At 73.9% G+C, this 12452-nt stretch carries 13 protein-coding genes; all 13 read left to right on the top strand.

Annotation, left to right across the window (positions count from 1 at the left end; genetic code table 11):
* The first annotated feature begins 110 nt into the window (after window positions 1-110).
* Window positions 111-665, top strand: coding sequence for a DUF2231 domain-containing protein (locus DEI95_RS09840; RefSeq protein ID WP_110823364.1), 555 nt, complete (start codon window positions 111-113; stop codon window positions 663-665).
* Between the two features lie 42 nt (window positions 666-707).
* Window positions 708-1361, top strand: coding sequence for a response regulator transcription factor (locus DEI95_RS09835; protein ID WP_110890690.1), 654 nt, complete (start codon window positions 708-710; stop codon window positions 1359-1361).
* Entirely contained in the window at window positions 1358-2533 is a 1176-nt protein-coding gene (locus tag DEI95_RS09830; protein WP_111060117.1) for a HAMP domain-containing sensor histidine kinase, read from the top strand. The genes DEI95_RS09835 and DEI95_RS09830 overlap by 4 nt, the downstream gene beginning before the upstream one ends.
* A 47-nt stretch (window positions 2534-2580) precedes the next feature.
* The gene (locus tag DEI95_RS09825) at window positions 2581-3093 is read left to right on the top strand and encodes a hypothetical protein (RefSeq protein WP_146243643.1); all 513 of its coding nucleotides are present in this window, start codon (window positions 2581-2583) and stop codon (window positions 3091-3093) included.
* A 107-nt stretch (window positions 3094-3200) separates the two neighbouring features.
* Window positions 3201-3716, top strand: a complete 516-nt coding sequence (locus tag DEI95_RS09820; protein WP_111060116.1) for a hypothetical protein — start codon at window positions 3201-3203, stop codon at window positions 3714-3716.
* Window positions 3716-4213, top strand: coding sequence for a hypothetical protein (locus DEI95_RS16690; RefSeq protein ID WP_181436266.1), 498 nt, complete (start codon window positions 3716-3718; stop codon window positions 4211-4213). Before DEI95_RS09820 ends, DEI95_RS16690 begins: the two co-directional genes overlap by 1 nt.
* 23 nt (window positions 4214-4236) lie before the next feature.
* The gene (locus tag DEI95_RS09815; protein ID WP_181436265.1) at window positions 4237-5253 is read left to right on the top strand and encodes a peptidoglycan-binding protein; all 1017 of its coding nucleotides are present in this window, start codon (window positions 4237-4239) and stop codon (window positions 5251-5253) included.
* 146 nt (window positions 5254-5399) lie between these two features.
* On the top strand, window positions 5400-6086 hold the full coding sequence (locus tag DEI95_RS09810; RefSeq protein ID WP_258367564.1) for an ABC transporter ATP-binding protein: 687 nt from the start codon (window positions 5400-5402) through the stop codon (window positions 6084-6086).
* The gene (locus DEI95_RS09805) at window positions 6083-7270 is read left to right on the top strand and encodes an ABC transporter permease (RefSeq protein WP_111060113.1); all 1188 of its coding nucleotides are present in this window, start codon (window positions 6083-6085) and stop codon (window positions 7268-7270) included. The genes DEI95_RS09810 and DEI95_RS09805 overlap by 4 nt, the downstream gene beginning before the upstream one ends.
* 164 nt (window positions 7271-7434) lie before the next feature.
* Window positions 7435-8223 (top strand): DeoR/GlpR family DNA-binding transcription regulator, encoded by a 789-nt coding sequence (locus DEI95_RS09800; protein WP_110890698.1) that lies wholly within the window; start codon window positions 7435-7437, stop codon window positions 8221-8223.
* A complete protein-coding gene (locus tag DEI95_RS09795; protein ID WP_111060112.1) occupies window positions 8220-9251 on the top strand; it encodes a 1-phosphofructokinase family hexose kinase in 1032 nt (343 codons plus the stop codon). Before DEI95_RS09800 ends, DEI95_RS09795 begins: the two co-directional genes overlap by 4 nt.
* A 114-nt stretch (window positions 9252-9365) precedes the next feature.
* Entirely contained in the window at window positions 9366-11528 is a 2163-nt protein-coding gene (locus DEI95_RS09790; RefSeq protein WP_111060111.1) for a fructose-specific PTS transporter subunit EIIC, read from the top strand.
* Between the two features lie 184 nt (window positions 11529-11712).
* Window positions 11713-12414, top strand: coding sequence for a DedA family protein (locus DEI95_RS09785; protein ID WP_110823387.1), 702 nt, complete (start codon window positions 11713-11715; stop codon window positions 12412-12414).
* Window positions 12415-12452: the final 38 nt, after the last annotated feature.

The raw sequence follows: 12452 nt of genomic DNA, 5'->3' as shown, positions 1-12452 counted from the left end.
ACCGGTACCGGGCCTCCCGTCCTGCGGTGCCGGCCGTCGTCGGTGTCGCCTGGCGGACAGTGGCGGCGTGCTGTGAACCCGATCCGCGGCGGCGGTCTACCGTCGGCGGCATGCCGGAGATTGCAGCACTGCGACGCGTGACCGATTCCATCGAGCAGGCGAGTGTGCTCGACAAGGCCGTCGACCTGGACCGCAAGGTCGTCAACGCCCTCATCCGACCGCGGGCGCTCCGGCAGATCCTGCACGGGGTGCCGTTCGGGCACCCGATCCACCCGCTCATGGTGCAGGTGCCGCTCGGTGCCTGGATCTCCGCGGCCGTCCTCGACCTCGTCGGCGGGAAGGGCAACGAGAAGGCCGCGAAGACCCTCGTCGGGCTCGGCGTCGCCTCGGCCGGGAGCGCGAGCGTCGCCGGCTACACCGACTGGTCGGAGATGAACCGCGAGCAGCTGCGCACGGGTTGGGTGCACCAGGCGGTGAACTGGGTCGGCATCACGTTCTACGGCCTCTCGTGGCTGCAGCGGAAGCGCGGCAACCACGCAGCCGGGCGGACGCTGGGGTTCATCGGACTCGCGACCGTCTCGGTCGGCGGGTACCTCGGTGGGCACCTGTCCTACCGGCAGCGTGGCGGCGTCAGCACCTCGGGCGAGGTCCCCTTCGACGCGTAGGACTCCCAGCCACCGCATACCGTACTGGTACATCATGTTCCGGTGCGTGTGTTGGTGGTGGACGACGAAACGGCGCTGGCCGACCTCGTCGCGAGGGGGTTGCAGCGGCAGGACATGGCCGTCGACGTCGCGTACCGCGGCGACACCGCCGACGAGCTCCTCGCCGTCAACGACTACGACGTCGTCGTGCTCGACCGGGACGTCCCGGGCCTGCACGGCGATGCGGTCGCGCGTCGGTTGGCAGCGCGGGGCTCGCTCACCAGGATCCTCATGCTCACGGCGGCGACGTCGCTGGCCGACCGGGTCCAGGGCCTGGAGATCGGCGCCGACGACTACCTGACGAAGCCGTTCGAGTACCCGGAACTCGTCGCCCGGGTCCGTGCCCTCGGTCGGCGCTGCCTCGCGCCCGTCGCGCCCGTGCTCGAACGCGGCGGGATCGTGGTCGACACGAACCGGCGGATGGCCACCCGGGACGGCCGACCGCTCGACTTGACGAGCAAGGAGCTCGGCGTCCTCGAGGAACTGCTGCGCGCGGACGGTCGGGTCGTCCCCGCCGAGGAGTTGCTCGAGAAGGTCTGGGACATGAACGTCGACCCGTTCACCACGGCTGTGCGGGTGACGATGTCGAAGCTCCGGCGGAAGCTCGGCGCCCCCGATCCGATCACGACCGTCCCCGGGCGGGGCTACGCGCTGTGACGCGGACGTGGAGCATCCGGGCGCGGACGGCCCTCGCGTTCGCGCTGACGGCGATGGCGCTCGCGGCCGGCACCGTCGCCGTCGTCAACCTCGGGTCCCAGGCCTCGCTGCAGCGTGCGGTGCTCGATCGGCAGCCCGGCGCCGGGCATGCCGACGGTGTCCCCGCGGTCGGCCCGGACAGCGGTCCTGCGACAGCGGTCACCCTGGACGGCAGCGGTGGCGTGCAGGTGGTGGCGGTCGTCGCCGGGTTGCAGTGGCAGTGGTCCGTGCTCGGGGTGACGGGCGCGGGCGTCCTCGCCGGTGGGATCGGGTGGGCGGTGAGCCGGCGGATGCTCGCGCCCGTGGACCGCATCACCGCGACCGCCCGCCGGATCTCGGCGTCGACCCTGCACGAGCGGATCGCGCTCGACGGCCCGGACGACGAACTCCGGCGGCTCGCGCACACGATCGACGACCTGCTCGACCGGCTCGAGGACGCCTTCGCGAGCCAGCGGCGGTTCGTCGCGCAGGCGTCGCACGAGCTCCGGACGCCGCTCGCCGTGCAGCGCGCGGCCCTCCAGATCGGGTTGCCGGACGACGCCGGACCGGCCGACGTGGCCCGCACGCGGGAGGAACTGCTCGAGCAGAACCGGCGGACCGAGCACCTCGTCGAGTCGTTGCTCGTCCTCGCCGAGGCGGACCGGGGACTGGACGGGCGGACCGTGGCGGTCGACCTGGTGGCGCTCGTGGACGATGTGGCGGCGGAACACCGCGCCCGGGCGGAGACCGCCGGGCTGACGCTGACCTGCCGGACGGAGGGCGGGCCTCCAGGCCGGGTGCCCCCGGTGCAGGGTGAGCCGGTGCTCCTGCGGCAGGCGCTGCGGAACCTCGTCGACAACGCGATCGAGTACAACGTGCCGGGCGGGAGCGTCCGGGTGACGGTCGACGCTGCCGGGGTGCTCGTCGAGAACGACGGGCCGGAGGTCCGTGCAACGGAGGTCGCCCGGTTGACCGAGCCGTTCCGGCGGGGCGGGACGACCGCCGAGCCGCCGAGCACGACCACCGGTCGGCGGCACAGCGGGCTCGGGTTGTCCATCGTGGCGGCCGTGGTGCGCGCGCACGGGTGGGTCCTCGCCGTCGACCCGCGTGACCGCGGTGGACTCGTGGTGCGCATCGGTGTTTCGTCGGTGTGACCTCGGCGGTACCGCTGCCGCAACGTGCCGACCGCTCTGCTCGGAGCATGACGACGACACCGAGATCATCCTCCCGACCACTCCTCGCCGGCCTGCTCGCCCTCGGGTTGGTCACCGGCTTGTCCGCCTGTACCGGGGCGCCGAGTTCCGCTGCCGGGACCGCGGACGCCGACGCCGGCCTCGGGTCCCGGTGGGGCGCGTGCATGCGCTCCGCGGGGTTCTCCGTCGAGGACCCGAGCGACGACCAGATCCGCTCCGGGACCATCACGTCGCCGTCCGGCGTCGACCAGGACCGCTTCCGGTCCGCGGCCGACCAGTGTGCGGAGGACCTCGGCGTGCACGGGGCCGACTCCGCCTCGAAGGAGAAGTGGATCCGCGAGTACGACCAGGTCGCGTCCTGCATCCGTGACGCCTACCCGGACTTCCCGGAGCAGCGGCCCGGCGTGATCGAGTGGGACCGCGAGGAGTACCCGCCCGCCGGTGACCCGGCGTTCCAGCAGCGGGCCGACGAGTGCACGAGGAAGTACTCGCCCGACACGAAGACGCAGAGCGTCGGATGAGGCGCGTCGACGACGCCCTCCGGCGGGCTGTCGGCGCGGAACGGTGTTGCGTCGATGTGACCTCGGCGGTACCGCTGCGGCAACACCTGGGCCGCTGTGCTGGAGGCATGACGACGACCACGAGACCACGCACACGACTCTTCCTCGCCGGTCTGCTCGCCCTCGGGCTGACGACCGGCGTCACGGCATGCTCGGGCGCGACGGACCCCACCGCCGGACCGACCCACGCGAGCACGGGCATCGGAGCCCAGTGGGGTGACTGCATGCGCTCCGCCGGGTTCGACATCGAGGACCCGAGCGACGACCAGGTCAGCTCCGGGACGGCCCTCTCGCCCGCGGGAGTCGACCAGGAACGCTTCCACAGCGCGGCGGACGAGTGTGCGGAGGACCTGGGTGTGCACCGCGCCGACTCGGCAGAGCAGGACAAGTGGGTGCGCCAGTACCAGCAGGTCGCCTCGTGCGTCCGCGAGGAGTACCCGGACTTCCCGGAGGACGGGTCGGACGGTGGCATCTCCTTCGACCCGGACGGGTACCCGCCCGCCCGCGAGCCGGCGTTCCAGGAACTGGCGCAGAAGTGCATGCAGCAGTACGCACCGGACACGCAGACGCAGGAGGTCGGCTGATGCGGATCGACGCGCGAGCCGTGCTCGCCTCCTTGCTCGTGCCGGCGCTGCTCACCGGGTGCTCGTCGGCGCCCGACGACGAGTCCCGTCCTCCGGCCACCGGCACGCCCTCGGCATCCACTGCGTCAGCCGCAGAGGTCGGCGCATGCATGCGGGACCGCGGCCACGACGTGGACGACTCGCAGTTCGCCGAGAGCGGGGGCTCCCGTGCCCGCGTGAGCGTCCCACCGGGGGTCGACGCGGACCGCTGGGTCGCCGATCTGAACGCCTGCTCCGGCGGTGCCGCCGACGCGCCCGCTGCCCAGCCGGTACCCGGCTGGGACGCGCTGAGGAGGAAGGCGGCGGCCTGCATCCGGGACGGCGGGTTCCCCGACTACCCGGACGGGACGGAGGACCAGCGCCGGTGGAAGCCGTCGGACACCGACGCGTTCGACCGCGTCGCGGAGGACTGCGACGCGGAGGTGTACGGCACCGTGGGGACGGAGGCCGGGCGATGAGCATGACTCGCAGGGCCAGGACCGTGACCACGGCCGTCTGCCTGGTGGCCGCCCTCGGAGCAGGGACCGCCACGTGGGCACTCGTCGCCGCACCCTCGACCGAGGCCGCCGAGCACGTCGCCGAGCACCACGGGCCGACAGCGGAGGTGACGCGCGGTGACCTCGTCGAGTCCCGGACGGCCGCCGGCACCCTCGGGTACGGTGCACCGACCCCGGTGGAGGGTGCCGGCGATGGGACGCTCACGTGGCTGCCACGGCCCGGACAGGTCGTGCACCGTGACGAACCGCTGTACGCCGTCGACGAGCGGCCGGTCCGGGCGTTCACCGGCACCACCCCGCTCTGGCGGCCCCTCTCCCGAGGGCTGCACGGCGCCGACGTCCGGCAGCTCAACGAGAACCTCGCGGCGCTCGGCTACGACGTCGCCGAGGACGACGTGTTCGGTCCGCGGACCGCCGCTGCCGTCCGGGCGTGGCAACGGGACCGCGGGCTCGAGGTCACCGGCACGATCGACTCGGGACAGATCGCGTTCGTCGACGGGACGGTCCGTGTGGCGTCCGTGCCCGGACGACTCGGACAACCGGCCGGTGGCGACGTCCTGCAGGTGACGAGCACGAAGCGGGTGGTCACGGCGACGGTCGCACAGCGTGACGCCGAGCCCTTCGCGGTCGGCACCGCGGTTCGGGTGCTCGTCAACGGCGGCGGGGATGCGATGGCCGGCGAGGTCGTCGACACCGTCCCGGCCGAGTCGGACGACGGCAAGGAGACCGTGACCGTCACGGTGTCGTTCGACGCCGGCGACCGGGAGTTGCCCGACGCAGCCTCCGCACAGGTCGTGGCCGACGGACACACCGAGCGGGACGTCCTGTCGGTCCCGGTGTCGGCGCTGGTCGCACACGGCTCGTCCGGGTACGCCGTCGACGTCGTGGGGAAGGGCGGTCACACCCGGCGCGTCCCCGTCCAGGTCGGGTTCGTGGCCGACGGCCGTGCCGCGGTGACGGGCGACGTCGCCGAGGGCGCCCGCGTGGTGGTGCCCTCGTGACCGCCGGCACCCCCGGGACCGCGGGCACCGCCGCGACCGCCACGACCGCCGCGACCGCCGCGACCGGCACGACCACGGGAGCAGGGCGGTCCGCGGGGGAGGACACCGTCCTCGTCCTCACCGACGTCACCCGGTCGTACGGCGAGGTGCAGGCCCTGCGCGGGGTCTCGCTCGAGGTCCGGCGCGGGGAGCTCGTCGCCGTCGTCGGCCCCTCCGGGTCGGGCAAGTCGACCATGCTCAACACCATCGGCACGCTCGACCGGCCCACGACCGGGTCGGTGACGATCGCGGGCGCGGACGTCGGGGCGCTGTCCGACGACGCGCTCTCCGCCCTCCGCGCCGAGCACATCGGGTTCGTGTTCCAGCACTTCCACCTGCAGGCGGGGGCCACGGCGACCGAGAACGTCGCGGACGGGCTGCTCTACACGGGGACGCCGCGGCACGAGCGCCTCGAACGGGCGGTGGCAGCACTCGAGCGCGTCGGACTCGGGCACCGGGTCGACCACCGGCCGCACCAGCTCTCCGGCGGCGAGAAGCAACGCGTCGCCATCGCCCGCGCGATCGTCGGCGAGCCCACCGTGCTGCTCGCCGACGAACCCACCGGCGCGCTCGACACCGTGGCGGGGGCGGCGATCCTCGGTGTGCTCCGCGAACTGCACGCGGCCGGCACCACGGTGCTCGTCATCACCCACGACCTGGAACTCGCCGCGTCGCTGCCCCGACAGGTGCGCATGCGGGACGGCCGGATCGAGGACGACAGCAGGAGCGACGCAGCGCGCCTCGCAGCGGCGATCGGCGCGGTCCCGGCCGTCTCCACCGAGGCCGCGCGGTGAGCGCCCGACGCACGCTCGGCACGGGGGACCTGCTCCGGCTCGGGGTGTTCGGCCTGCGGACCCGACCGACCCGCGTCGTGCTCTCCGCCCTCGGCATCGCGATCGGGATCGCCGCCATGATCGCGGTCGTGGGCATCTCGTCCTCGAGCAAGGCCGCGCTCGACCGGGTCCTCGACGCCCTCGGGACGAACGTCCTGACGGTCACGCAGGCGGAGTCGTTCGCGGAGCAGGTGCCGCTGCCCGCCACCGCCGTCGAGTCCGTCCAGCGGCAGGACGACGTGCTCGAGGCCGCCGGGGTGGGCAAGGTCGAGGACGCACGGGTCTACCGGACCCCGTACGTGCCGACGGCGGAGACGAAGGGCATCGGCGTCCTCGGGGCCGAGGGGGACGTCCCCGAGGTCCTCGGCGGCTCGGTCGCGGCCGGCCGGTGGCTCGACCCGGGATCGGCGGCGCCGGCACAGGTCGTGCTCGGCGCGACGGCGGCGCGCGCCCTCGGCATCGACCGCGTGACGGCGGACACCCGCGTGTGGCTCGGCGGTCGCTGGGTGCAGGTCGTCGGCGTCCTCGGGCCGCTGCAGCTCGCCGAGGACCTCGACAACCAGGTCTTCGTGCCCCGTGGCCTCGCCGCAGACCTCGGCTGGGACGGGCATCCGTCCGCGGTCTACACCAGGGCCGACCCCGACCGGGTCGCCGCCGTCCGCGACCAGCTCCCGCGGACGGTCAGCCCGGCGTCCCCGGCGGACGTCGCGGTGACCCGACCGTCCGATGCACTCGCGGCGAAGAACGCGACCGACGACTCGTTCACCGGGCTGCTCGTCGGCATCGGTGGCGTGGCGCTCCTGGTCGGCGGGATCGGCGTCGCGAACACGATGGTGATCACGGTGCTCGAGCGACGGGCGGAGGTCGGTGTCCGCCGAGCGCTGGGAGCGCGGCGACGGGACGTCCGGAACCAGTTCCTCGTCGAGTCCCTGCTGCTGTCGTTCCTCGGTGGTGTCGCGGGGGTGGTGATCGGCGTGGTCGTCACGCTCGTGTTCGCGCTCGGACAGGGGTGGCCCGTCGCGGTCCCGCTCTGGGCCGTCGCCGGCGGGCTCGGGGCGACCGTACTCATCGGCGGGCTGTCGGGGCTGTCGCCGGCTGCGAAGGCGGCGCGGATCCCGCCGACGTCGGCGCTCGCCGCGGCCTGAGGCGGGCGGGCAGGACCGAGCCGGGAGGCACGGGGCCGGGTCGGACGGACCGGTCCCGTGCCTTCCTCCGCGTCGGTGATGTTGGTTCTCCTGTGGAACGGTTGCGTTCGTGTTGGTTCAGCACGTACAGTGCTCAGAACCAACGGGAACGAAGGAGTCCGGGCATGTACGCAACGGAGCGGCACGAGGCCATCGCCGCGGCCCTGCAGTCCGCGGGCCGGGTGTCCGTGGCCGGGCTCGCCGAGCACTTCGACGTCACCACGGAGACCGTCCGCCGCGACCTGGACGCCCTCGAGACCGCCGGGGTGCTGCGCCGTGTGCACGGCGGAGCGGTCCCGGTCGAGCGGTCGAGCCTCGTCGAGCTCAGCGTCGCCGAGCGGGAGGGGCAGCACGGCCCGGAGAAGACCGCGATCGCCCGGGCCGCCATGCGCCTGGTCCCACCGACGTTCACCGGATCGATCGCGCTCGACGCCGGCACGACGAGCGGTGCAGTCGCCGCCGAGCTCGCCCGCTGGGAGCCCGCCACCCCCGGCGCGACGATCACGGTCATCACGAACTCCGTCCCGATCGCGGGCGTCCTCCAGCACAGCGCACACGTCGAGCTCCACCTGCTCGGCGGCCGGGTGCGCGGGGTGACGAGCGCCGCCGTCGGCACCGCGACCGTCGAGCAGATCGGCGCGCTCCGCCCCGACGTCGCCTTCGTCGGGACGAACGGCCTGTCCGCCGGTTTCGGCCTGAGCACGCCCGACGAGCACGAGGCCGCGGTGAAGGCCGCCTACGTCCTCGCCGCCCGACGGAGCGTGGTCCTCGCGGACGCGGCGAAGCACGGCGTCGAGGCCCTCATGCGCTTCGCCCGACTCGACGAGATCGACACGCTCGTCACCGATCAGGAGCCGCCGGCCGACCTCGCCGGGGCCCTCGCCGACGCCGACGTCGAGGTGGTCGTCGCATGAGCGCCCGCATCGTCACCGTGACGCCGAACCCCTCGCTCGACCGCACGATCGAACTGTCCGGGGAACTCCAGCGCGGCGCCGTCCAGCGAGCCGTGCGGTCCACGGCCGAGCCCGGCGGCAAGGGCGTCAACGTCTCGCGGGTCGTCGTCGCGAGCGGCGGGGACACCGTCGCGGTCCTGCCCGGCGACGAGACCGACCCCGTGCTGCTCGGCCTCGCCACCCGCGGGATCCCCACCGCAGCCCTGCCGATCGGCGCCACGCTCCGCTCGAACGTCACGGTCACGGAGCCGACCGGCACGACGACGAAGCTCAACGAGCCGGGCCCGTCGCTCGCCGGCCGGCTCGACGACCTCGCGGAGCTCGTCGCCACCACCGCCGGGCCCACCGCGACCGGACCGGCCGCACGCTGGGTCGTGCTCGCCGGGTCCCTCCCGCCGGGACTGCCGGACGACGCACTCGCCGTGCTCGTCCGCGCGGTCCGGCAGCGGCACGGCGACGACGTCAAGGTCGCGGTCGACTCGTCCGGCGTCCCGTTCACCGCGCTGCTGCAGTCGGGGGAGCGGATCGACCTGGTGAAGCCGAACGCCGAGGAACTCGCCGAGGTCGTCGGCGGCGACCCGGAGGCGTACGAGCAGGAGCCGGGACTCGCCGCCGCCGCAGCCGCACGGCTCCGGGAGCGCGGCGTGGACACCGTCCTGCTCACCCTCGGCAGCGCCGGCGCCGTCCTCGTCGACGGCACCGGCTCGTGGTCGGCAGCGGCACCACGGATCACGGCACGCTCGACCGTCGGAGCGGGTGACTCCGCGCTCGCCGGGTACCTGCTCGCGGAGGTCGCCGGAGCTCCGCAGGAGCGTCGACTCGCCCAGGCCGTCGCCACCGGGGCAGCCGCCGCGGGCCTCCCGGGCAGTGACGTCCCCGCGCTCGACGCCACCGACCCCGACGCCGTCGTCGTCCGTCGCCTCGACCCGTCGGCGGACAGCTCCCCAGCGGAGCACGCCACCGACCACCCCGTCCCGCACGTCGTCTGACCTCCCCGGTCCGTCGTCCGCCTCCCGGCCCGCCCCGCCGCCGGAGCACCACCAGCACACCCGTCCCACCAGCACAGCCCCCCGGCGCACCGCGCCACTGCGAAGGAGCAACCCATGTCCGCTGCGCACAGCACCGGCGCCGGCGACGGTGCCGGCCTGATCGGCGTCGACCTCGTCGGCCTCGACGAGGACCTCGGCGCCACCTCGTCCGACGTCATCCGCGTCCTGGCCGACCGCATCGCCGCGACCGGCCGCGCCGCCTCCGGCGAGACCCTCGCCACGGACGCGATCGCCCGCGAGGCGAGCGTCGGCACCGGGGTCCCCGGCGGCATCGCCATCCCGCACGCCCGGTCGACCTCGGTCACGGCCCCGACGCTCGCCTTCACCCGCCTCGCGCGGACGGTGCCGTTCGGTGCGCCCGACGGCGACGCCGACGTCGTGTTCATGATCGCGGTGCCCGACGGCGCGGACAAGGACCACCTCACCGTCCTGTCGACCCTCGCACGTGCGCTCATCCGCGAGGACTTCACCGCCGCCCTCCGCGCCGCGACCACCCCGCAGGAGATCGTCGACCTGGTCGACCGCGAGGTGAGCGGCGAGGTCGCCGCAGCCGGTGTCGGCGCCGCTGGTCGGGCCTCCACCGCGACCGGCCAGGAGGCCCGTCCCACCCCGGCAGCGGACACGCACGTCGTCGACAGCGACACGACCGGCACCGCCGGTCGCCGGAAGGTCATCGTCGGCGTCACCGCCTGCCCGACCGGTATCGCGCACACCTACATGGCCGCCGACGCCCTCGTCGCGGCCGCCCAGCGGGCCGGTGCCGAGATGCACGTCGAGACGCAGGGGTCCTCGCAGGTCGAGCCGCTCGACCCCGCCCTCATCGCCCGAGCCGACGCCGTCGTCTTCGCGGTCGACGTCGACGTCCGGGACCGCTCGCGGTTCGCCGGCAAGCCGCTCGTCTCCGGCCCGGTCAAGCGCGGCGTCGACGAGCCGGACGCGATGATCGCCGAGGCGCTCCGCGCGGCCGACGACCCCGCGGCCGCCCGGGTCTCCGGCTCCGCGGCCGAGGCGGGCACGAGCACCGCGAAGGACGAGCACTTCGGGCAGGCGCTCAAGCGCTGGCTGCTCACGGGTGTGTCGTACATGATCCCGTTCGTCGCGGGCGGCGGGCTCCTCATCGCCCTCGGCTTCCTGCTGTCGGGCTACGGCATCGCGCTGGCGCACGGTGACGACGGCGTCAACAACGCGGTCTGGACGCTGCAGCACTCCACCCTGCTCGATCTGCCGTCGCAGGGGCTCGGGTACTACCTCGGTGCCGCGGCCTTCCAGATCGGCTCCGTGTCGCTCGGGTTCCTGGTGGCAGCGCTCGCCGGGTACATCGCGTACGCGATCGCCGACCGGCCGGGCATCGCGCCGGGCTTCGTCGCGGGGTCCATCGCCGTGTTCATGAACGCCGGGTTCCTCGGCGGGCTCGTCGGCGGCCTCATCGCCGGTGCCGCCGCGTACTGGATCGGCCGCATCCCGACCTGGCGCTGGCTGCGCGGGCTCATGCCGGTCGTGATCATCCCGCTGTTCGCGTCGATCATCGCCTCGGGCCTCATGCTCCTCGTGCTCGGCGGCCCGATCGCCTGGCTGATGACGCAGCTCACCGGCTTCCTCAACTCGCTCTCCGGTGCCTCGGCGGTCCTGCTCGGCATCATCCTCGGCCTGATGATGGCGTTCGACCTCGGCGGTCCCGTCAACAAGGTGGCCTACGCGTTCGCCGTCGCCGGGCTCGGTGCCGGCAGTGCGTCGAACGTCGTGCCGTTCGAGATCATGGCCGCCGTGATGGCCGCGGGCATGGTGCCGCCGCTCGCCCTCGCGCTCGCGTCGACCGTCCTGTACCGCAAGGGGTTCACGAAGCCCGAGCGGGAGAACGGCAAGGCCGCGTGGCTGCTCGGCGCGTCGTTCATCTCCGAGGGCGCGATCCCGTTCGCCGCCGCCGACCCGCTGCGGGTGATCCCGGCGTCGATGGTCGGTGCGGCCGTCACGGGTGCGATCTCGATGGCGGCGGACGTCACCTCGCGGGCACCGCACGGCGGGTTCTTCGTGTTCTTCGCGATCGGGAACCTGCTCATGTTCACCGTCGCGATCGTGGCCGGCACGGTCGTGTCCGCGCTCGTGCTCGTCGCGCTGAAGAAGTGGGTGCGCCGGGCGCCGGCCGCGACCGACGCGGCTGCCGCCGAGGCAGGGTCCGCCGGCGAGACGGTGGGGCAGCGCGCGCCGGTCGCCGCGTAGCGCGTCGAGCCCTGCGACACGCCGCCGGGCTGCCGAGACGCCGCTGAAGGCACGAGACGCCGCCGGATCCGGCGGCGTCTCGTGCCTTCGGCGGCGTCTCGTGCCGACGCCCCCGCTCCGCGGGCGGGAGCCGGGGCGGGGCCGCACCCCGGAGTCTGTCAGGCCACTCAGGCAAGGTGGCGGGATGACGACCGCCGTACCCTCGACCGTCGCCCACGTCGGCGCCACCACCGCGTCCTCCGGATCGGGAGGTGGCCCGGACCCCGACATCGGCGGGCTGACCGGCCTCGTCCTGCAGGTGATCGACACGATGGGGGAGTGGGGCGTCGCCCTCATGCTCTTCATCGAGACGGTGTTCCCGCCGATCCCGTCCGAGGTGATCCTGCCGCTCGCGGGCTTCCTCGGCGGTGCCGGGCGCATGGACCTGACGCTCGTGCTCGTCCTCGCGACCGTCGGCTCGTACGTCGGGGCGCTCGTGCTCTACTGGCTCGGCGCGGTGATCGGCTTCGAGCGGACCGTCCGGTGGTTCGGCAAGCTCCCGCTCGTCGACGAGGACGACTTCCGCAAGGCGGCGTCGTGGTTCCACCGGCACGGGAAGAGCGCGGTGTTCTTCGGACGCCTCGTCCCCGTCGTTCGCAGCCTCATCTCACTGCCAGCGGGTGCCGACCGGATGCACCTCGCCACGTTCTCGGTCTTCACGATCCTCGGCAGCGGGCTGTGGAACTCGGTGCTCGTGCTCGGTGGCGCGGCGCTCGGGACGCAGTACGAGCGCATCGAGGGGTACACCGAATGGATCGACCGAGCGGTGTACCTCGCCGTCGTGGTGGTCGTCGTCGCGTTCGTCGTCCGGCGCATCCGCCGGGGCCGCGCGGCTGCCCGGAACTGACCCCGGCGGTCCCGCAACCCCGGCGACCACGCCGAGCG

Source organism: Curtobacterium sp. MCBD17_008 (assembly GCF_003234475.1).
Lineage (GTDB): Bacteria > Actinomycetota > Actinomycetes > Actinomycetales > Microbacteriaceae > Curtobacterium.
Note: the sequence above shows the minus strand (reverse complement) of the source record. Positions and strands in the feature narration are given on the sequence as shown.

Bases quoted from the DNA above. Each gene is read 5' to 3' on its own strand.
- DEI95_RS16690 (WP_181436266.1), top strand. From the start codon at position 3,716: ATGCGGATCGACGCGCGAGCCGTGCTCGCCTCCTTGCTCGTGCCGGCG.
- DEI95_RS09795 (WP_111060112.1), top strand. From the start codon at position 8,220: ATGAGCGCCCGCATCGTCACCGTGACGCCGAACCCCTCGCTCGACCGC.
- DEI95_RS09840 (WP_110823364.1), top strand. From the start codon at position 111: ATGCCGGAGATTGCAGCACTGCGACGCGTGACCGATTCCATCGAGCAG.
- DEI95_RS09800 (WP_110890698.1), top strand. From the start codon at position 7,435: ATGTACGCAACGGAGCGGCACGAGGCCATCGCCGCGGCCCTGCAGTCC.
- DEI95_RS09785 (WP_110823387.1), top strand. From the start codon at position 11,713: ATGACGACCGCCGTACCCTCGACCGTCGCCCACGTCGGCGCCACCACC.
- DEI95_RS09820 (WP_111060116.1), top strand. From the start codon at position 3,201: ATGACGACGACCACGAGACCACGCACACGACTCTTCCTCGCCGGTCTG.
- DEI95_RS09825 (WP_146243643.1), top strand. From the start codon at position 2,581: ATGACGACGACACCGAGATCATCCTCCCGACCACTCCTCGCCGGCCTG.
- DEI95_RS09790 (WP_111060111.1), top strand. From the start codon at position 9,366: ATGTCCGCTGCGCACAGCACCGGCGCCGGCGACGGTGCCGGCCTGATC.